The following is a 19,667-nucleotide window of genomic DNA, read 5'->3' as shown; positions in this document are numbered from 1 at the left end:
TTTCACAAATAATGTATGCGTTTTCTTTAGTACCAATATACAGGAGTTTCCTTGTTTTAAAAAGTAAAGCGACTTCTCCTTAGTTTGTTGCTTTAAATCCGTATTTCTCTAGTATTTTTTGGGCTTCAGATTTATTCATGAAATCAAGGAATGCCGCTGTTTCTTCTTTTTTATCTGAATCGCTGACTTGTGCACTGTAATAACCAATTGGATCATGGAGTTTCTCATCAATTTTTGCTTTCACTTGTACTTTTTTGCTTAAAAGAGCATCTGTCTGGTATACGAAACCTGCATCTGCATTCCCGGCTTCCACATAGGATAAAACTTGGCGGACATCGGTGGCTAGAACGAGTTTTGCTTTTTCTGCATTATATAATTTTACGTTTTCAAGGGTTTGTTTGGCATAGGCGCCGGCCGGTACTGATGCCGGGTCTCCGATAGCGATTTTGGATGCATTATCTAGTAATTGTTCTAAGTTCGCCTCTGTCTTTTGGTCCGCGTTTTTCGGTGCAATTAAAACAAGGTCATTTCCCGCAAATTCTTTCGTATTTTCTGCTAAATTTTGCTTGCTCAGTGTATCCACATCTTTTTTACTTGCTAAAAGGACACCATCAATCGGAGCGCCACTTTCGACACGTTCGCGAATTTGTCCAGAACCGCCAAAATCAAAAGATAATTTAATTGTCGGATTTGCTTTTTCGAAAAGTGGTTTTACGTCATCCATCGTATCTTTTAAACTCGCCGCCGCTGAAATATGTATCGTAGTTTGTTTTACTTCCTCTGGAGAATCCCCGCATGCTCCGAGAAGTAACAATAATCCACAACTTATAAAAAGCATTATTTTTTTCATCGTTCATCCCCCTTTTTATTTAGTTTCATTGTACTTAAGTTTGACATTTTATACCAGAGAGAACGATAATAATAGATGTACTAGAGGGTTCAGGAGGAGATTTATGTTTACATCTGTTTGGCATACACTACTTGTTGCCACAATTTCTACGTTTATCGCATTTATGACGATGTTACCACTGAGTTATTATTTTACTGGTCGAAAATCACGTTTTCAGTTACTCGTGGAAATCTTAATTTTACTTCCGCTTGTTTTACCGCCAACTGTTGTCGGTTTGGTGTTACTGAACGTCTTCGGCCGTAACGATTTTATCGGTGGTGTACTTTGGGACACCTTTGATTTCAGTTTTATTTTTTCTCTCAGTGGTGCTATTGTTGCGACGACGATTATTATTTTGCCAATTATGTATCAAGGCTTGAAATCCGCATTTTTATCGATTGATCACGAACTTGTATGGGCAGCAGAGACTCTTTCAGCGAATAAAAAACAGATTTTCACAAAAATTATTTTACCGAATTGCTGGCAACCAATTTTAGCAGGGGTTCTGCTTAGTTTTTGCCGGGCAATGGGTGAATTTGGTGCAAGTTTGATGGTGGCGGGTTATATTGAAGGCAAAACCGACACCATCGCTTCTAGTATTTACTTTATGGTACAACAAGGCGATATGCGTACAGCGATTTATCTTGGGCTAATAAACGTCATTATCGGTGTATTTGCCTTACTTGTCATTCACGTTTTAACCGTACGCCAGAGTAATTTAATGAGGGGGATGTAATTATGTTAAGATTACAATTTCATAAAAAACTTCCTTTTCATGATTTAAATATTGATTATACATTTGAAAAACCAGTGACCGCGATGATGGGTGCGAGTGGCTCAGGCAAGTCGACTCTCTTTCAGTGCGTTAGTGGTTTGAAAAGTATTGATGGCGGTATTATTGAATTTGATGGGACTCCGTGGGATGATTCCAGTATTTCATTACATCTTCCAGTGACAGAGCGCAAAGTAGGCTATTTATTTCAAAATCTAGCTTTATTTCCAAACATGAATGTGTATGAAAATATTGCATTTGGCTTAAAAGTGAAAAAAAAGAAGAAAAAAGAGCAAACGGAAATTCAACAACAAGTGCGAAAAATGAGTGATTATCTGCAAATTTCTCATCTTCTTTACTCTTCCGTTCAGAAATTATCTGGAGGCGAGAAGCAACGCGTTGCAATGGCTCGAGCAATGATTACGGAGCCAAAATTACTTTTACTGGATGAACCTTTCAATGGTTTAGATGAAGAAACGCGTTTGATTTGTATGAAATTAGTTGGTCAAATGGCTAAAGATTTTCATATTCCAGTCATTTTTGTAACGCATTATGCCTCTGAAGCAGAAATGATGACCGAAGAAATTTTAGTCATGCGAGATGGTCGCCTTGAAAAACGAAAAAGGTAACGTGGGCATTGTACTAGCCGGTGGTCGCTCTAGTCGTTTTGGGGAGCCAAAAGTATTTTTTCAGGATGAGGCAACTGGAAAAACATGGGTTGAACTCACGGTGAGTAAATTGCTACCGCTTTGCGATAGGGTATTTGTGTCCGCAAATCATGAAAATTATTCAACATTGGTTACTATTTTTGAAGCAGAAGCCAACATTCAAATCGTTCCTGATCAAACCTCATTTAGTGATTTTGGACCGCTCGGAGGAATTTATGCGGTGATGAAAGCAGCTGCCGATTATCAGAAAGCTAATTTTCTGGTGCTTCCTGTTGATATGCCTTTTTTGACTTCGAAAGAAATTGGACGGCTAGCTGAATATCCTAATCACTACGCTAAAACAAAGCGCGCAAATCATTATTTGGTTGCAAACCTCCCCTACGCTCGCGAAATTCTACAAAGTCTACTACACGAGGAGGAACACCGAGTCCGTGCATTACTCGAAAAATGCAACACCAAACCATTAATCTTTGAAAATGAAGCGACTTTTCGCAATATCAATCGACAAAATGAACTTTTTTAACCTTTTCTTGTCCTTTTCTTTAGTTTTTTTTGGTAAACTAGAGAAAATCATGAGAAGAGGTTTTTTTATGCAATTTTTCCGCTTACTTTGGACGTTTACTTGGAAGCAAGCACTTTGTTGTATTTTTCCAGGCATTATCTTTATTTCGCTTGCGCTTACAAAATGGATGGATATTCCTTTTATTGCGCGTTACGACTTGCTTTTGATTATTTGTCTTGTAACTCAAATTCTACTTATAAAATTTGGTTTAGAAACGTGGGATGAACTGAAAGTAATTATGGTTTTTCATCTTATTGGACTTGGACTTGAAATATATAAAGTACATATGGGTTCATGGAGTTATCCAGCTCCTGGTTTCATGAAAATTCTCGGCGTGCCACTTTATAGCGGCTTTATGTATGCAAGTGTCGCTAGTTATATTTGTCAGGCTTGGAAAAGATTTAATCTTAAAATGACAAATTGGCCAAATATCTGGCTCGTATGTATTATTTGTACAGCAATTTATGCTAATTTTTTCACGCATCATTTTATAATGGATTTTCGTTGGATTTTGATTGTTTTAGTCCTTATTTTGTTCCGAAAAACATATGTTTATTTCAAAGTTAGTTCGACTCAACTCAAAATGCCTTTATCTTTTTCCTTTTTATGTATCGCCTTTTTCATCTATCTTGCGGAGAATATTGCTAGTTTTTACGGGGCTTGGGCTTATCCAGACCAGCTGATTGCATGGCGCCCAGTGCATGTTTCGAAAATTACGAGTTGGTATTTACTTGTTATTATTAGTATTATTATCGTCGCGCAACTTAAATTTGTTAAGCAAAAATTAGAACAAACTTCTGTAAACGCAAAAAGCGAGGCTACACTGAAATAGTGGCCTCGCTTTAATTTAAATTAATTTTAAATGTTCTAACGCTTTATAAACCCCGTCTTCATCCACATGCTCCGTAACATAGTCAGCGACCGCTTTTACCTCATCACGACCATTGCCCATTGCTACGCCAGTTCCTACAGCTTGAAGCATCGCAATATCATTCAATCCGTCTCCAAATGCGTAAGTATCTTCCATTGAGAAGCCAAGTTTTTTAATCATCTGCTTAATACCTTCCGCTTTCGAACCGTCAGCTGGACAAACATCCACGGAAACATCATGCCATCGCAAGAAGCCATACTGTTTAAATTCTTCTCGGTAGTAAGCGTCATACGACTCATCACAGAAAAGTAAACACTGATAAATGTCACGACCTTTGTAATAATTAGCATCTACTTTAGGATACTCTCTTTTAATCGAATTCATTCCGATTGTCACTCGGTCATGATCCGGTAAATTCGCGCGCATGGAATCTTTCCCTGAAAAAACAATCGGGTGCTCATGCTCCGATGCAACCGTGATCAAACGTTCTAAAGACTCGGTTGGTAATGGTTTAGCATATATTTCTTTTCCTTCAAAAATAACATATTGACCGTTATAACAAATATAAGAATTAATATCTAACTCTTTTCTAATTTCATCTAACATAAACGGACCACGACCAGTTGCGATAGCCACATAAATGCCATTTTCTTTCAATTTAGCAATCGCTTGTTTCGCTGATGCTGGAATTTCTTTCGTTTCTCCTACAAGCGTGCCATCTACATCAAAAAATACAATTTTACTCATTGATTAAACGCCTCTATCCTCTATCCATTTTTAAATCACTATGTTTAAATTATAGCAGAAAATCTCTCTGATACCAGCATTGACAAAATTAATTATACTTTCTAGTAGCAATTATCTGGATTTATGGTATATTAGAATGAAGGATATAGATCGGATGAACATTTGTAGAACGACAATGGAACGTGAAAAAAAGCTTATAATTACATCTTTTACTCGGAAATTTGTTTCAAATTCCCAAAATAAAGGTATGCAATTATAACGGATAAGAAATGTAACTACGTGCACAGCTATTTTACACATTAGTCTGTGGTAATTTTTCTTTGTCTTTTTTATGCCTAATTGTTAGTATCTCGTGCACCCATATCCGCTTGCTACTAAGTCCACAACTGAAAGCAAGCCAATGAATACTAAATAAATATTAGATTTTCAGCTTGAAAATCTATTTTTAAAAACAAAACTTAAATTTTAAGGAGAGAAAAACATGATTTTTAAAGTATTTTATCAAGACACACTGACAGAAACACCCGTACGCGAAAAAACACAATCACTATACGTAGAAGCGGAAAGCGAAGTAAAAGTACGCCAACTTTTAAAAGATGAGCCTTTCCACATCGAATTTGTCGAAAAAATTAGCGACGCACACTTAGCTTATGAAAAGGAAAACCCAGACTTCGCGCTCTGGGAAAAATAAGCCTATATGAAATTTGTTAAAAATAATGAGACAGCTGTTTTCGCTCTTGGTGGACTAGGCGAAATCGGTAAAAACACATATGGCGTACAATTTCAAGACGAAATCATTCTAATTGATGCAGGAATTAAGTTCCCAGAAGACGAACTTCTAGGTATTGATTATGTTATTCCTGACTACAGTTACCTAGTTAAAAACAAAGATAAGATTAAAGGGCTTTTTATCACCCATGGTCACGAGGATCATATCGGTGGCGTTCCTTACTTACTACGCGATCTTAATATCCCGATTTATGCTGGGAAACTTGCGAGTGCGCTTATCCGTAACAAACTAGAAGAACATGGCTTGCTTCGTCAAACCAAAATTTATGAATATGAAGAAGATGACGTTTTTAAATTCAGGAAAACAAGCATCTCCTTCTTCCGTACAACGCATAGTATTCCTGATACGTATGGTATTGTTGTCAAAACTCCATCTGGTAACATTGTTCATACTGGTGACTTTAAATTTGATTTCACACCTGTTGGCGAACCAGCAAACCTAACAAAAATGGCAGAAATTGGTAAAGAAGGTGTTTTATGTTTACTATCTGATAGTACAAATGCCGAGGTACCCAATTTCACCATGAGTGAGCGTGTCGTTGGCGAAAGTATTAAAAATATTTTCCGAGATGTAGAAGGACGAATCATCTTTGCTACCTTCGCATCTAATATTTATCGTTTACAACAAGTCGTGGAATCCTCCATCGAAACTGGTCGTAAAATCGCTGTTTTCGGTCGTAGTATGGAATCCGCTATGGAAATTGGTAAACAATTAGGTTATATTCAAGCACCAAAAGATACATTTATTGATGTACATCAGCTGAACAAAACACCCGCTGGAAATGTGACGATTCTTTGTACCGGTAGTCAAGGTGAACCAATGGCTGCCCTTTCTAGAATTGCAAACGGCACCCACCGTCAAATCCAAATTCAACCAGGCGATACGGTAGTCTTCTCGTCTTCCCCAATCCCTGGTAATACAACGAGTGTTAACCGTACAATCAATTTACTATACCAAGCTGGCGCGGAAGTTATCCATGGTAAAGTTAACAATATCCATACTTCTGGTCACGGTGGGCAACAAGAACAAAAACTAATGCTTCGTCTTATGAAACCTAAATTCTTTATGCCGATTCATGGTGAATTCAGAATGCAAAAAATCCATGCTGAATCCGCAGAAGAATGTGGTGTTCCAGAGGAAAATAGCTTCATTATGGCAAACGGAGATGTCCTTGCTTTAACAAGTGAAACAGCTCATGTTGCTGGTAAAATCCACGCAGCAAGCGTCTATATTGACGGTAGCGGTATTGGCGATATCGGTAATATTGTCCTTCGTGATCGTCGTATTCTTTCTGAAGAAGGGCTTGTAATTGTTGTAGTATCCATTGATATGAAAAATTCTCGTGTAATGGCAGGACCTGATATTATTTCACGTGGTTTCATTTATATGCGTGAATCTGGTAACCTCATCGGGGAAGCGCAAGGTCTTCTAACACGTCATTTAAATAAAGTAATGGAACAAAAAACAACGCAATGGTCTGAAATCAAAAATGAAATTACAGATACTTTGCAACCTTTCTTGTATGAAAAAACAAAACGACGTCCAATGATTTTACCAATTATCATGGAAGTATAGTTTTCAAGGCGATAAATGGTTTTTAAAATCATTTATCGTTTTTTGTTGATTTCTTCGAGCGACGATGGTATGTTTAAACAAACTAAATAAGAAAGACGAGGAAAATTTAATGACAGAAACAAGGACTGAAAAAAAGCAAAAAACAACGTCCACTTTTACTAAAATTATGAAAATTGCTAGTGTTGCCCTTTTAGGAATTATCTTCTTCTCTATAACAGGATTAGCAGCAAAGTACTACATTACAGTTCAAAATACAATGTCCAAAATCAATGTTCCATTAGAAACAAGTAATAAAACAACCAGTGACTTAGATAAGAAAAAACCTTTTTCTGTTTTACTGATGGGCTCTGATGCTCGTCCTGGTGAAACAAATGGTCGTTCAGATACAATTATTCTTGCAACTGCAAATAAACAACAAAATACCGTCGAAATGGTTAGTATCCCTCGAGATACAAAAGTAGACTATGGAAATGGCGATATTGGTAAGATAAATGCTTCCTATTCTAAAGGAGGCCCCTCAGGAACCGTTTCAGCGGTCGAAAAGCTTATGCCAGGAGTTCCTGTAGATTACTTCATTTCAATCAATATGGAGGGCTTTAAAGACCTTGTAGATGCTGTTGGTGGTATTACTGTTACTAACGATATTGATTTAACCGAAGTAAATAGCAAATTTGTTAAAGGCCAGATTACTTTAAACGGAACAAATGCACTACAGTATGTTCGTATCCGTCACGAAGATCCACGAGGTGACTTTGGTCGTCAAGATAGACAGCGCGATGTCATTATTGGGATTGCTAATAAAGTAATAAGTTCTTCTGGTGTTTCCAATTTTGAAAGCATTATGAAAGCTGTTGGTGATAATTTCCAAACCAATATGACACTTTCTGATATTACAACCATGGCATCAAATTATTCTTCCGTCCTTAAAAACGTTGATTCCCAAGAACTGAAAGGGGAAGGGGAAATGATTTATAGTGAGTCTTATGGATTTGACTTATATTACTTCGCACCTGACCAAACAGATTTAGAGCGAGTAATTACTATGTTTAAAAAGAGTTTAGATATTACGGAATAAAAAAGATGACTGAGGCTAGTTCAAGCCTCAGTCATCTTTTTTATTTATGCTTCGTGATAAGTGCCTCCATCTCTGAAATCACTTTTGCACATGCTTGTTGATGGTAAGCAAAGACCACTTCATAATCAGGTTCGGAATCTTTATCTAATGTCACATGGTATAAAATCTCAATATTATTAATCGCTCGTTCTACTAGATGAGTAAAATGCAGCATCGGTTCATCAGATGTTAAACTTGCAACAAAACTGCTATCTGTGATAATTTGTTCACGCGTTTTTCTTAAATCTATCAACTGCTTCCACAAAGCTTTCATTTTTGGAGCAAGTTCTTTCGCATCTTCTGCATTTATATCGATTGCTTTTATTTTCTCTAATACTGCCTTTTCTTGAGAAATGAAAACTTGATTTAATTTCTTATTTTTCTTACGAGGATAAAGTGCATAAACTGTAAAACCAATCACTAAACCAATCATCGTATCAAATAACCGATCTCTTAAAAATACAATCGGCTCTCCGTCCCCTTTTCCGACAAGGACCATCACTGTAATAACGACAATAACCATCGTGAATTTCTTTGTAAACAGATAGCTCAGCATAACCGCGAGTGCCGCACCAATCGGAATCATGATGTAATGATGATTAGGAACTAATAAATAGACAAAGGCTGCAAGGAGTCCACCAACAATAGTCCCGATAATCCGCTCAATGCTTGATTTATATGTATCACCTTTACTCATTTGCGCGGTAATATAAATTGCATTAAATACATACGTTGGATAAACTATCCAATCACCCATAACTGGAAATAGTAACACTGCTATCGTAATACTAATTAATACTTTAGCAACTCGAGGATCAAGAGCGAAACGTTCTCTCATAGAAATTTTTTTCATTTCTTTTCTCCCCCTTCTGCTAGTTCATGCATTCCAACTTTCACCGCTTGAAAGTTCTCAACAAATTTTTTCACATGAAAAGAAGCAACTGGGTCGGCCTCTTTTGCGTTAATTTCATCAGAAACTTGCACATTAATCTGAGCAAGCGCTTGTTTCGCTTCTTCCGTCAAGCCCACTCGTCCAATATCTTCCATTGTCTGCATATGGAAAAAAAGTTGCAAATAATTAGGGAGTAAGGCCTGATACAATTCAACATGACGAGGATTAGCTTTTTTACTAGTACTGTATTCTTTAATAAACATTTGTGATTGAACAAAAATACTATATAGCGGTTTTGAGATAAACGTACCATTGTTTTTAAATACACTTTCAATTTCTTTGTCAAATAGCCCTACCAATTGTTTCATGATTGTCTGAACGGTTTTTTCGAGTGGTAAATGTACATATTTCACGACTAGTTGAACAAGTAAAAAGAAGACAAAAACATCAATTAACGAAACGATAATCATGACATAAAGCGGCATTGGCAAATCGTCTGTTCCTAGAAAATAGAGCGCTGTTCCAATCGCTAGCGTCATTACCATGTACTTCTGCGGCATCAAGAAATTCACCGCTAAAATAACGACTATCATGACAACATAGTAAATATACACATTGATTGGGAAAAAATAGGTGCTTATAATCACAAAAACGCATGCTAAAGTGAATGCTAGTGCAATTTGGGGAATAACTTTTCTTGTAATTCCATATGTAGGTTGCATGGAAATAATCCCAATTAGGACTACGATAGGCAATACACCGGCCAAATCAGGAAAAATCACGGTATGAACCACGACACAAATACTCGCATAAATAAACGCTTGCAACATTTGAATGAGTCCACGAGCGCCGATTTTATCAAGCAAAAATTTCTTCATCTGTTCCCCTTCTTTCTATCCCTTTATGTGAAGCTATGTAACTATAATAGAAAATAACTGACTAGATAGCAAGCAGTAAAGCGTAAACATAAAAAAAACCTAAGAATATAATCGACATGCTGACATATCTTTTTATATTTCATAGGTTTATTTTTTATTGGATTTTTTCTTGTAATCGTTCAATATCATCATCAGAACCGATGACGATGAGAATATCCCCTTCATGAAGGACATCATTGGCTTCAGGGGTAATAATCATTTGTTTATCTTTTTTAATACCAACAATATTCACACCAAAAGAGTTACGAAAATCTAAATCCACTAGACTCTTTCCAAGGAAACGTGGATCAGATACAGAGATTTCAACAAGACTATATTCATCGGATAGTTCGAGATAATCTAGCATATTTTTCGACACGATATAATGCGCGATACGCCGGCCCATATCTCGTTCAGGATGAACTACACGATCTGCCCCAATTTTATCGAGCAGTTTGGCATGCTTATCATTCGTTGCTTTTGCGGTAACGTATTTTACACCCATTTCTTTTAAAATAAGTGTGGTTAAGATACTTGACTGAATGTCCTCACCAATTGAAACGATAACATGCTCAAAATTACGAATCCCTAGTTGGCGAAGCGCATTTTCATCTGTTGAATTAGCAATAACTGCATGGGTTGCAATCGACATATATTCATTGACACGTTCTTCATCTGAATCAATCGCAAGTACTTCCATTCCTTGCTCGACAAGTGAACGACAAATACTACCTCCAAATCGCCCAAGACCGATGACTGCAAATCCTTCTTTCATGTGTATGTTACCTCCTTGTTACTTTTTTTCTACTAAGTCATGTTTAAATGCATAGATTGCAGCTTGCGTACGATCTTGCACATCTAATTTCGATAAAATATTACTTACATGTGTCTTCACGGTTTTTAAAGTGATGAAAAGTTCATCCGCAATTTCTTGATTAGATTTACCTTCTGCAATTAAAAGTAAGATTTCATTTTCACGATTCGTTAAATCATCATGTAGATTTTTTTCTGGTTTGGCAGTAAGTCTTTGCATCATTTTACCAGTTACTTCTGGCTCAAGGACAGAATCTCCGCCGTATGTAGCACGAATCGCATCTGCAATTTCACTTGCGGTGGAAGTTTTAAGCATATAACTGCTCGCTCCTGCTTCCAGTGCGGGATATACTTTTTCATCATCAATAAAACTAGTGACGATAATGATTTTAGCTTCTTTCCAATTTTGCATTATTTCTTTCGTCGCTTCGATGCCATCCATTTCATCCATCACTAAATCCATTAAAATAATATCTGGACGTAATTCTAAAGCCATATCAGCGCCTTCGCGACCGTTCTCTGCCTCACCTACTACTTCCATGTCATCTTGCACAGAAAGATAAGCTGAGACTCCTATACGTACCATTTCATGATCATCTACAAGTAATACTTTTATCATTCGCTTTCCACGTCCTTTTTCGCAACAAGTGGGATTTTTATTTCTACGCTAGTTCCTCTACCTGGGAAACTAATTATTTTAATGGTGCCGCCAAATTCAGCAACTCGTTCTCGCATATTTTGTAAGCCATAAGATCCTTGTCGAACAGTATCCATATCAAATCCAACGCCGTCATCAACTACTTTCATCACAGCTAAATTATCCATTGTGACTAGGCGTACTTCTAATAATTTCGCTTTAGAATGTCGTAATGTGTTGGAAAGTAATTCTTGAACAATACGGAATAAATGATCTTCAATACCTTTTTGCAAATTAATATCCTCGATTTGCCATTCTACTTCAATGGGCAATTTCGTTGTTAATTCTTTTAATAATTGCTCTATACCAGTTTTTAATGATTTACCTTCAAGTTGTGTCGGACGTAGGTGAAGTAATAAGGCACGCATCTCTGATTGAGATTCATTCACGATGGACTCGACCATTTTTAATTGCTTTTGCATGGCTGGTGTCGCGCTTTTTTCACTTTGCTCATTCAATGCTGATAAAAGCATCATCGCTGCAAAAAGTTGTTGACTCACTGAATCATGCAATTCTCTAGCAATCCGGTGCCGCTCTTCTGACAAAATGGCTTCTTTCGTTTGGCCCGTTGATTCAGCGCGGTCGCTTGCAAGTTTTTGTGTCAAAATCGTTTGTGCTTTCATTTTATCACGTAAGCGGTCGATTTGCTTGTATACTTGCTGTACTTCTAAAAAGTTTTCATCTTCTTCACTTGTAATCTTTTTTTCCAAATCGCCTTGTCCGAGCAGCCGAATCGAGAAGTCAATCGATTCAAATTTTTGTTTAACAAAATACCCGAGCAAACCGCCTATAATTAAACCAATCGAAATGGCTGTAAGCGGAACAAAGACAACAAAGGGAATGTAAAAGATTTTTTGTTCGATGAGGATTTTATACCAAGAGCCTTCGCTAAAAAAATAGTATCCGACCGTTCCGATAGCTGTTGCAACAAGCAGTAACCCTGAGCAAACTGCCATCATCAGTTTCGAAAAACTCATAGTCTTATCACCTCTAAATCTCCAAAAATTACAGAAGTCATGATTTTCACTTTTCGTGCGGAACTTTCGTAATTATCTGAGTAGACCTTGATGCTATTATTTTGAATAGAGGTGCTTTCTTTATCATATTGGATGTTTCCGAAAATGGCGGAATGTTCAATACAAATACCGATATCAAATGGAACAAGTACTCGGATTTTCCCTGAGACACTACGAATCATAATCACACTTTCGCCAGTGGGTAAAACGGTATTACCTAAATCAAGAATGGTATCACCAATCCCTGTTTGAATATTGATATCATCCCATTCATACACTACATCAAGTATCCGTTGATTACCGAACCACTGATTGCGAATAAATTTATCAGTACGGTCAATTTTGCTGTCCGGCTCTCTCGTTTTGAGCATCAATAATTGGGGTGCCCGCTTCCGACTAATATAGTGAATAATCGCATAGATACCTGCAACAACAAGCCCAACTTTAAAAGTGGTTGTAAGTAACACGGCGATAATGATAAATACGATACCAATAAATAACGAGTTTCTTGCACTTTTTTTGGTTGCGCTTGCCTTCCTTGATGTAAAGATAAAAAATATTCCGAGTGCAAATAAAATAAGTAACTCCCACTGGAACAACATCTCCAAACCAACACCAACAATAATCGCAATTAAAAATACAAAAACAACCGAGCTTTCCATTTTTTTCAAGCTGACACACCTCCTTACGTTCCTCTTTTGACAAAGTTATTTCTCGATTTTGGCTACTTTGTACATGCTGTGTTAATTATAGCGAGGATTTGCTGATTGAAACAACCGCGCTAGTTGGAACATCCCCTACTACTTTAGTCCGATGTTTCTTCCGTTATTTTTGTAACAACACCATTCTCTTGAGTGATTCGTCTTGCTTTTAAAAGAGTGCCAATTGCACGCTTGAATTGGGCTTTACTAATACCAAATTTGGCACGAATGGCATCTGGATCTGATTTATCTCCGAATGGCATTTCTCCGCCAACACTTCGCAAATAAGTTAAAATCATTTCCGCATCATCATTTAAGACTTCATGTGCTCTACCACGAAGCGATAAATTAAGAGAGCCATCTGGTTTTACAGCGATAACACGAGCTTTTACACGTTCGCCCATTCTTGGTTCAGAAGTTCGTTCACTTTCATGAATAAAACCAATATGGAAATCATCTGTAAAGACAAATGAACCGACTTTTAATAAACGATAAATAGTTCCTTCGATATTTTGGTTAAATAAATCTTGCTCCGCTCGAACGGCAATTGCGCGAAATTGTTCTTCTTCTGCAAGAACACCCCACACGCGATTTTCTTCGTCTACACGCAGTGCAATCATTACGCGATCTTCTTTTTTAGGCCACAAGTGGGGTAAAGCAGGTAAGTCGTCTAAAGATACCACCACATCTTTTTCAATGCCAATATCGACAAAAACACCTAAATGTTTACGTACTTCTGTTACTGTTCCCCAGCCGTAATGTCCTACTTGGATTTTTGGAATAATTGTTGTTGCCGCAATTTCGCGGTCATAGTCCACAAAAATAAATACGGTTACCTCTGCTCCAACAGCAAGTTCCGTTTCATGCGTATTTGATTTAGATAAAAAAACAGTTACTCCGTCTTTTTCAAGGAGCCAGCCTGTATCTTTGATTTCTTTCACTGTCATTACTTGGCTTTTGCCAATATAGTTATTCACTTTTTTTCCACCTTTTTCTTAAGAATAGTCTTGTTTCATTATAGCTTATCTAAGCTTGTAAGGCTACCTACTACAAAGAATCAATCTTTGTTTATTTGTTGCTGTAAAATATCAATGTTTTCTTTTAGAATGTCTTTGGAAAAATCATTTGCTTCTCTAGCTGCACTTCCAACATGATAATCAGTATGATTTAAAGTCGCTTGGAAGGTCGCGATGTTTTCTGGTTTAACGCCACTTCCAACTAAAATTTGGAAAGAATCTGGTTGTGCTTCGCTATCTTGAATCCAGCGTTTTAAGCGAGGCAAGGAATCAAGTGCGCTTGCTGTCCCGCCTGAAGTTAATAATTGCTTGATGTCTTTTCCGTATGTACGTAAAACTTGATAACTTGCTTCGATATCTTTAGTTGCTTCTAGCGCCCGGTGAAAAGTTAGGTCCAAATCACCTTTCCATTCTATTATTTTTTCGAGAAGAGCTTGATCGATATCGCCGTCTGCTGTAATACCACCATAAACAATCCCTTGCACGCCAACTTCTTTCGCAAGTTCAATGTCTCGTTCCATGACTATTCTAGCTGCATCATCATAGACAAAAGAAAAACTATGCGGCCGAATCATCATCATTGCTGGTAATTTAGAAGCACGCACAATTTCTTTAATAGCTCCGTAACTTGGCGTCAAGCCGCCTTCACTTATTGCTGAAACTACTTCCATTCTATTTGCCCCGTATTTTTCCGCTAAGTATGCATCTCTTGGATTTTGTACTATCACTTCTAACATATTTTTTCCGCTCCTTTTATTGACTAATTATCTTCATTCTACCCTTTTAAGGCATGGTTGAATACTAAAAAATCCATGAAAAGAAAATTACCTCTCCACGGATTTTTGTTTCATTATTTTAAATTAGTTATAATGACTTCGGTTTTTCCTGCTTCTACTTTTGTGACAGTATGGAAATCAAAATCATATTTACCTTCTGCACTATTCGTAATAACCATTGGTACAACAGTACTTGCAGCATTTTTTTCAATAAAGTCAAAGTCAGCTTCTACAATAGGGTCGCCTACTCTCACTTTATCTCCTACACTTACTAACACGTTGAACCCTTCTCCATTTAAGGACACGGTTTCTAAGCCGATATGTACAAGAATTTCTTGTCCCATATCCGTACGAATGCCAAAAGCATGTTTTGTTTCTGCAAGCTGAATAATTTTTCCGTCTATTGGAGCAACAATGGTGCCTGTTTCTGGTTTAATCGCAATGCCTTCTCCCATCATTTTTTGATTAAAAACTGGATCTGGAACATCTTCTAATGCAATAACCTGTCCAGTTACGTGAGCGAATAGTATTTCTTGTTTTGATTTCTTTAATAATTTTTTAAACATTCATCTTCCTCCTAGCAATTTCATGAATTAACTACTATTTTACCCTTATAGAGAAAAAAAGGCACGGAGAAACTATCAAGCATCACTTGATTTTCTTCATGCCTTTTTAAAAGTTTATTTACTTGTTTTTAAATCTTCAATGGAATTCATGTTTGTCATGTATTTCGGTACTGCTAGACCAATTTTAGCACCTTTTAAATTTGGTCCTAAATCTTCAAATTTTCCTTTATAATCTTTGTAATAGATTCCGGAAGTATTTGGAAGCCATGCTGCAACCATACCATCAGCTGCATTCGTTGCAACGGATGCCCACATCGGTTGAATTTCCATTGCTTGAATCGTTGGTTTGTAGCCAACTTGTTTTAATGCTTCTGCAACGACATTTGTGGAAGCAATTTCAGAATCCCAAGCAACATACGTTAACTTGATTTCTTCGCCATCTACTTTTTCCACGCCATCCGTCCATTTCGCCACTTTTTCTGGATTATTTTTAATCCATTTTTTAGCGGCTTCTTCTGGATCTACACCGTCATTAACTTCAAGCATTACTTCAGACATATCTTCCGCAGTCCAGAAGAAGTTATCTAGCACTTGGTACGCGGAAGGTTTATCTTCTTTTAAGCCTTTACGTACAATGGTGTGGATATTTTCTGCATTTCCATATACGTTTTTTGGATCATCTAAAAATTTTAAATCAAATTTTGTAAACATCCAGTGCGGGGTCCAACCAGTCACAACAATCGGACGCTTATCTTTCATCGCTTTTTGAAGTGTACTTGTCATTGCCGCAGTGGAACTTGTTTGTAATTGCCAATTATCATCATCTAAATGATAATCTTTAATCGCATTTTGTGTTGCAAGCATAATTCCTGCTCCAGCATCAATTCCTGTGATTGTATAATTGATTTGTTCGCCTAAATCTTTTTTCGCGTCATAAGGAGCAAGGGTTGTCCCGCAGGCTGCTAAAGTGAAAATAAGCATAGCCAAAACTGCGGTGGTGATTAATTTTTTTAGCAATCTACTCTCCTCCTTATTCTGATTTCGCTTTTTTATTGAAAGCTTGTGTCAGACGGTCTAGGATGATTGCTACAATAACAATCGCAATCCCAGCTACAAATCCGCCGCCAGCATCGTTACGTCCTACTGCGAAGTAAACACGTGTTCCAAGTCCCATTGCACCAATCATCGAAGCAATTACGACCATGGAAAGTGCTAACATGATACTTTGGTTAATACCAGCCATCATGGTTGATTTCGCCATTGGCAGCTGTACTTTCCAAAGTTTTTGCCAAGGTGTTGAACCGAACGAATCGGCTGCTTCCACAAGCTCTGTTGAAACTTGACGAATACCTAGGTTAGTCATACGAACAGTTGGAGGCATGGCGAAAATAACAGAAGCCACAACCCCTGGAACCATCCCAATTCCGAAAAATGCTACGGCTGGAATTAAGTAAACAAAGGCTGGCATAGTTTGCATAAAATCGAGTACCGGTTTGAAGATACTTTCAACAATATTGCTTTTCGCCATCCAAATACCAAGCGGAACCCCAATAACAAGGGCAATTAAACTACTTGTCAGGACGAGCGTTAATGTTTGTGTCATGTCGCGCCAGAAATCTAAGTTCCAAATTAACAGTAAACCGACAACCTCAAAGATAATTAAACCCCATTTTTTGCCTTTACGGTTCACCCAGAATGTGCCAAATACAAGTAAAATAATAAATAGCCAAGGTGGCACTAAATCGAACACCCATTGGAACGCGTCAACAATCCCACCTATGATATTTGTAATTACATTAAAAAAACCTTCAAATTGCGTTAAGCCATCCACTAATTTGTCAATCCAACTAGCTAATGGAATCGTTGGAATATTAGGCATTAACGTTCACCTCGTTTCCAGAAAGTGCGGCCAGAACGGATCCGCGAATAATAATTCCTTTTAATTTCCCATCTTCTGTTACAGCAATCGGAATCGTTGTTGTCGAGATAGTATCCATAATTTCTGCAAGTGGCGTATCTAGGCCAGTTGTTGGCACATCACGATGTAAAGCTGTTTCTAGCGAAGTAATATTTTCTTTTACTAATTTAGATACTTCCGCTGCGTGGACAATACCAACTAGCTCACGATTACGTTTAACAACGAATACACTGGAAGTTCCAGCTTCACGCATCCGTTTAAGCGCAACACGAGGACCATCTTTTTCAAAATTAACGATTTCTGGACGTATCATGACGTTGCTCGCTGTATAAACCTTGGAACGGTCTACATCTTCAATGAATTTTTCAACGTATTCATTTGCTGGATGTGCCAGGATTTCTTCTGGTGAACCGGTTTGAACGACAGATCCATCACGCATAATCATGATGTGGTCGCCAATACGCAGTGCCTCATCCAAATCATGGGTAATAAAGATAATTGTTTTCTTCATTTTATCTTGTAAATCTAGTAATTGATCTTGCATATCTTTTCTGTTAAGTGGATCAAGCGCGGAGAAAGCTTCATCCATCAGTAAAATGTCTGGATTATTAGCAAGTGCTCTAGCTAGACCTACACGTTGCTGCATCCCACCAGAAAGTTGCGAAGGATATTGATCGCCGTAACCAGCTAAACCAACAAGTGCAAGCGATTCAGCTGCATTTTTCTCCCGTTCTTCTTTGTCCATTCCTTGAATTTCAAGCCCATATTCTACGTTACGATTAATCGTTCTATTCGGAAATAAACCAAAGTTTTGGAAGACCATACTCATGCTTTTTCTTCTGACTTCCAAAAGTTCTTTTTTATTTAGACTAGATAGTTCTTTTCCGTCAAGCCAAATTTTTCCGCTCGTAGGCTCAATTAGACGGTTTAAAAGTCGTACCAAAGTCGACTTCCCACTACCAGAAAGCCCCATAATAACGAAAATTTCTCCTTCTTCTACGCTAAAAGATGCTTTATTAACACCAATAGTCGCCCCTGCTTCTTTCAAAATATCTGTTTTCGATTTCCCCTGAGAAAGTAAAGAAGATGCTTTGGAAGCCTTTTTTCCAAAAATTTTCGTTAGCTCTTCTACTTTAATCTTGCTCAAAATAAAATCCCCTTTCTTTTTTAGATTGAATTATTTACTAGGCAAAAATTCGGCCCATATCACTTTAAAAAAAGCAATAACATTTATCATTGTACACAAGTTCTGGCTTAGTTTCACATCATACAGTTTGGTTTGCATATTTTTGAACATTTAAGAAAGCGCCACCATCTTACAACAACAGTGGCTAACAGTTTTTTAATTTTTTTTGCAAAAAAGGAGGATTTTTTAAGAAAAAAGCGCATTTTTTGGGGATAATTATTTTAAAAACAGCATTTTTGTAAAAAATTTGTTAGAATAGAAAAGGACATTTCATTAGGAAGGGGGAGATGAAATGGATGGAGAACTTTCAAAGGATGTGGACCAAAAGATGAATTTACTCAAAAAGTGGTTCAGTTCTATTGACTGGGACCAATTTTGGAACCATATTATTTCTGTTGGAATAAAAATTGCCATTTTAGTTGTTCTTTATTTTATTTTTCGCGTGGTTGGTAATAAAGTTATTCGTAGTTTCTTCCGCAAATATCGGCAACAACAAGCAGTTTCTGTTGGGCGAGCGGACACATTAGAAAGCTTAATTTCTAATTTTTACGGCTATGTTTTATTCTTCACTTTTGCGATTTTATTATTACAGAACTTTATGGATGTTACAGCGATTATTGCAAGTGCTGGGGTGGCTAGTTTGGCCATTGCCTTTGGTGCGCAAGGGCTTGTTAGTGACGTTGTGACTGGATTTTTTATTCTACTAGAACGGCAACTCGATGTTGGTGATACGATTACCATTGGACTAGTTAATGGAACAGTAGAGGCACTTGGACTTAGAACAACACAGGTACGTGATTTTGATGGCACACTTCATTTCATTCCTAACAGACAAATTATGGTCGTTAGTAATCATTCGCGCGGTAATATGCGTGTGATGGTGGACATTCAAATTAGTCCACATGAGGATCCAGAAAAAGCAATTAAAATTATTGGTGAGGTTTGTGACGCAGCTGCAAAAGAAAATAAAAATATCGTTGAGCCCCCTGTCGTATTAGGTGTGCAAAACATTGACGCAACTAATATGATTATCCGTGTTGTAGGTAAAGCAGTGAACGGCGAGCAATATTCTGTTCAACGTGACCTACTCAAAGATATTCGTGAAGCACTCGCAGAAAACGAAATCGAACTACCACTCAATTTTGTTAGCACTTTTGGACCTAATAATAATTAAAAAGACG

22 protein-coding genes are annotated in these 19,667 nt (G+C 37.3%); 8 read left to right on the top strand and 14 right to left on the bottom strand.

Annotation, left to right across the window (positions count from 1 at the left end):
• Window positions 1-79: 79 nt before the first annotated feature.
• The gene (gene modA, locus HRK21_RS10975; protein ID WP_069888558.1) at window positions 80-850 is read right to left on the bottom strand and encodes a molybdate ABC transporter substrate-binding protein; all 771 of its coding nucleotides are present in this window, start codon (window positions 848-850) and stop codon (window positions 80-82) included.
• Between the two features lie 103 nt (window positions 851-953).
• On the opposite strand from modA, the gene HRK21_RS10970 reads away from it, so the two are divergent.
• The 4 genes from HRK21_RS10970 to HRK21_RS10955 all read left to right on the top strand — a co-directional run bounded on the left by HRK21_RS10970 (window position 954) and on the right by HRK21_RS10955 (window position 3,723).
• Window positions 954-1,625, top strand: coding sequence for a molybdate ABC transporter permease subunit (locus tag HRK21_RS10970; protein ID WP_070006838.1), 672 nt, complete (start codon window positions 954-956; stop codon window positions 1,623-1,625).
• A gap of 2 nt (window positions 1,626-1,627) precedes the next feature.
• Window positions 1,628-2,290, top strand: a complete 663-nt coding sequence (locus HRK21_RS10965) for an ATP-binding cassette domain-containing protein (RefSeq protein WP_070006837.1) — start codon at window positions 1,628-1,630, stop codon at window positions 2,288-2,290.
• A complete protein-coding gene (locus HRK21_RS10960) occupies window positions 2,271-2,852 on the top strand; it encodes a molybdenum cofactor guanylyltransferase (RefSeq protein WP_031695197.1) in 582 nt (193 codons plus the stop codon). The genes HRK21_RS10965 and HRK21_RS10960 overlap by 20 nt, the downstream gene beginning before the upstream one ends.
• Window positions 2,853-2,919: 67 nt before the next feature.
• Window positions 2,920-3,723, top strand: coding sequence for a DUF817 domain-containing protein (locus HRK21_RS10955; RefSeq protein ID WP_069888557.1), 804 nt, complete (start codon window positions 2,920-2,922; stop codon window positions 3,721-3,723).
• 15 nt (window positions 3,724-3,738) lie between these two features.
• On the opposite strand, the gene HRK21_RS10950 is transcribed toward HRK21_RS10955, so the two are convergent.
• Window positions 3,739-4,509, bottom strand: a complete 771-nt coding sequence (locus tag HRK21_RS10950) for a Cof-type HAD-IIB family hydrolase (protein ID WP_003738620.1) — start codon at window positions 4,507-4,509, stop codon at window positions 3,739-3,741.
• A 481-nt stretch (window positions 4,510-4,990) separates the two neighbouring features.
• On the opposite strand from HRK21_RS10950, the gene HRK21_RS10945 reads away from it, so the two are divergent.
• The 3 genes from HRK21_RS10945 (at window position 4,991) to HRK21_RS10935 (ending at window position 7,949) form a co-directional block, all read left to right on the top strand.
• The gene (locus tag HRK21_RS10945) at window positions 4,991-5,200 is read left to right on the top strand and encodes a DNA-dependent RNA polymerase subunit epsilon (protein ID WP_003738618.1); all 210 of its coding nucleotides are present in this window, start codon (window positions 4,991-4,993) and stop codon (window positions 5,198-5,200) included.
• A 6-nt stretch (window positions 5,201-5,206) separates the two neighbouring features.
• Window positions 5,207-6,874: a ribonuclease J1 gene (rnjA, locus tag HRK21_RS10940; RefSeq protein WP_003722651.1), complete on the top strand. Its 1,668-nt coding sequence runs from the start codon at window positions 5,207-5,209 to the stop codon at window positions 6,872-6,874.
• Between the two features lie 109 nt (window positions 6,875-6,983).
• Window positions 6,984-7,949, top strand: a complete 966-nt coding sequence (locus tag HRK21_RS10935) for an LCP family protein (RefSeq protein ID WP_003738617.1) — start codon at window positions 6,984-6,986, stop codon at window positions 7,947-7,949.
• 40 nt (window positions 7,950-7,989) lie between these two features.
• Here HRK21_RS10935 and HRK21_RS10930 read toward each other — a convergent pair whose 3' ends face one another.
• The 12 genes from HRK21_RS10930 to HRK21_RS10875 all read right to left on the bottom strand — a co-directional run bounded on the left by HRK21_RS10930 (window position 7,990) and on the right by HRK21_RS10875 (window position 18,447).
• The gene (locus HRK21_RS10930) at window positions 7,990-8,841 is read right to left on the bottom strand and encodes an FUSC family protein (protein WP_070006836.1); all 852 of its coding nucleotides are present in this window, start codon (window positions 8,839-8,841) and stop codon (window positions 7,990-7,992) included.
• Window positions 8,838-9,758 (bottom strand): hypothetical protein, encoded by a 921-nt coding sequence (locus tag HRK21_RS10925; RefSeq protein ID WP_069888555.1) that lies wholly within the window; start codon window positions 9,756-9,758, stop codon window positions 8,838-8,840. Before HRK21_RS10925 ends, HRK21_RS10930 begins: the two co-directional genes overlap by 4 nt.
• Window positions 9,759-9,912: 154 nt before the next feature.
• A complete protein-coding gene (locus HRK21_RS10920; protein ID WP_003738614.1) occupies window positions 9,913-10,572 on the bottom strand; it encodes a potassium channel family protein in 660 nt (219 codons plus the stop codon).
• Window positions 10,573-10,590: 18 nt separating this feature from the next.
• Entirely contained in the window at window positions 10,591-11,229 is a 639-nt protein-coding gene (locus tag HRK21_RS10915; protein WP_003722886.1) for a response regulator, read from the bottom strand.
• Window positions 11,226-12,284, bottom strand: coding sequence for a sensor histidine kinase (locus tag HRK21_RS10910; RefSeq protein WP_003738613.1), 1,059 nt, complete (start codon window positions 12,282-12,284; stop codon window positions 11,226-11,228). The genes HRK21_RS10915 and HRK21_RS10910 overlap by 4 nt, the downstream gene beginning before the upstream one ends.
• Entirely contained in the window at window positions 12,281-12,994 is a 714-nt protein-coding gene (gene liaF / locus HRK21_RS10905; protein ID WP_003736190.1) for a cell wall-active antibiotics response protein LiaF, read from the bottom strand. Before liaF ends, HRK21_RS10910 begins: the two co-directional genes overlap by 4 nt.
• Window positions 12,995-13,128: 134 nt before the next feature.
• Complete coding sequence (locus HRK21_RS10900; RefSeq protein WP_003730128.1) at window positions 13,129-14,001, bottom strand: CvfB family protein; 873 nt, start codon at window positions 13,999-14,001, stop codon at window positions 13,129-13,131.
• A gap of 80 nt (window positions 14,002-14,081) precedes the next feature.
• A complete protein-coding gene (locus HRK21_RS10895) occupies window positions 14,082-14,777 on the bottom strand; it encodes a copper homeostasis protein CutC (protein ID WP_003738612.1) in 696 nt (231 codons plus the stop codon).
• Window positions 14,778-14,890: 113 nt separating this feature from the next.
• Window positions 14,891-15,382: a PTS sugar transporter subunit IIA gene (locus HRK21_RS10890; RefSeq protein ID WP_003738611.1), complete on the bottom strand. Its 492-nt coding sequence runs from the start codon at window positions 15,380-15,382 to the stop codon at window positions 14,891-14,893.
• A 114-nt stretch (window positions 15,383-15,496) separates the two neighbouring features.
• Window positions 15,497-16,399 carry a glycine betaine ABC transporter substrate-binding protein gene (locus tag HRK21_RS10885; RefSeq protein WP_070006835.1) on the bottom strand — a complete coding sequence of 301 codons (903 nt, stop codon included), beginning with the start codon at window positions 16,397-16,399 and terminating at the stop codon, window positions 15,497-15,499.
• Between the two features lie 13 nt (window positions 16,400-16,412).
• Entirely contained in the window at window positions 16,413-17,261 is an 849-nt protein-coding gene (locus HRK21_RS10880) for an ABC transporter permease (protein ID WP_003722879.1), read from the bottom strand.
• On the bottom strand, window positions 17,254-18,447 hold the full coding sequence (locus HRK21_RS10875; protein WP_070006834.1) for a quaternary amine ABC transporter ATP-binding protein: 1,194 nt from the start codon (window positions 18,445-18,447) through the stop codon (window positions 17,254-17,256). Before HRK21_RS10875 ends, HRK21_RS10880 begins: the two co-directional genes overlap by 8 nt.
• A 367-nt stretch (window positions 18,448-18,814) precedes the next feature.
• Here HRK21_RS10875 and HRK21_RS10870 point away from each other — a divergent pair, with 367 nt between their 5' ends.
• The gene (locus tag HRK21_RS10870; RefSeq protein ID WP_031695194.1) at window positions 18,815-19,660 is read left to right on the top strand and encodes a mechanosensitive ion channel family protein; all 846 of its coding nucleotides are present in this window, start codon (window positions 18,815-18,817) and stop codon (window positions 19,658-19,660) included.
• Window positions 19,661-19,667: the final 7 nt, after the last annotated feature.

It is taken from the genome of Listeria monocytogenes (assembly GCF_013282665.1).
In the GTDB taxonomy this organism is placed as follows: Bacteria; Bacillota; Bacilli; order Lactobacillales; family Listeriaceae; genus Listeria; species Listeria monocytogenes_C.
Note: the sequence above shows the minus strand (reverse complement) of the source record. Positions and strands in the feature narration are given on the sequence as shown.

Coding starts and splice junctions, on each gene's coding strand:
- HRK21_RS10935 (WP_003738617.1), top strand. CDS start 6,984: ATGACAGAAACAAGGACTGAAAAAAAGCAAAAAACAACGTCCACTTTT.
- HRK21_RS10965 (WP_070006837.1), top strand. CDS start 1,628: ATGTTAAGATTACAATTTCATAAAAAACTTCCTTTTCATGATTTAAAT.
- HRK21_RS10870 (WP_031695194.1), top strand. CDS start 18,815: ATGAATTTACTCAAAAAGTGGTTCAGTTCTATTGACTGGGACCAATTT.
- HRK21_RS10930 (WP_070006836.1), bottom strand. CDS start 8,841: ATGAAAAAAATTTCTATGAGAGAACGTTTCGCTCTTGATCCTCGAGTT.
- HRK21_RS10915 (WP_003722886.1), bottom strand. CDS start 11,229: ATGATAAAAGTATTACTTGTAGATGATCATGAAATGGTACGTATAGGA.
- HRK21_RS10945 (WP_003738618.1), top strand. CDS start 4,991: ATGATTTTTAAAGTATTTTATCAAGACACACTGACAGAAACACCCGTA.
- HRK21_RS10895 (WP_003738612.1), bottom strand. CDS start 14,777: ATGTTAGAAGTGATAGTACAAAATCCAAGAGATGCATACTTAGCGGAA.
- HRK21_RS10970 (WP_070006838.1), top strand. CDS start 954: ATGTTTACATCTGTTTGGCATACACTACTTGTTGCCACAATTTCTACG.
- HRK21_RS10880 (WP_003722879.1), bottom strand. CDS start 17,261: ATGCCTAATATTCCAACGATTCCATTAGCTAGTTGGATTGACAAATTA.
- modA (WP_069888558.1), bottom strand. CDS start 850: ATGAAAAAAATAATGCTTTTTATAAGTTGTGGATTATTGTTACTTCTC.
- HRK21_RS10955 (WP_069888557.1), top strand. CDS start 2,920: ATGCAATTTTTCCGCTTACTTTGGACGTTTACTTGGAAGCAAGCACTT.
- HRK21_RS10910 (WP_003738613.1), bottom strand. CDS start 12,284: ATGAGTTTTTCGAAACTGATGATGGCAGTTTGCTCAGGGTTACTGCTT.
- HRK21_RS10920 (WP_003738614.1), bottom strand. CDS start 10,572: ATGAAAGAAGGATTTGCAGTCATCGGTCTTGGGCGATTTGGAGGTAGT.
- HRK21_RS10925 (WP_069888555.1), bottom strand. CDS start 9,758: ATGAAGAAATTTTTGCTTGATAAAATCGGCGCTCGTGGACTCATTCAA.
- HRK21_RS10950 (WP_003738620.1), bottom strand. CDS start 4,509: ATGAGTAAAATTGTATTTTTTGATGTAGATGGCACGCTTGTAGGAGAA.
- rnjA (WP_003722651.1), top strand. CDS start 5,207: ATGAAATTTGTTAAAAATAATGAGACAGCTGTTTTCGCTCTTGGTGGA.
- HRK21_RS10890 (WP_003738611.1), bottom strand. CDS start 15,382: ATGTTTAAAAAATTATTAAAGAAATCAAAACAAGAAATACTATTCGCT.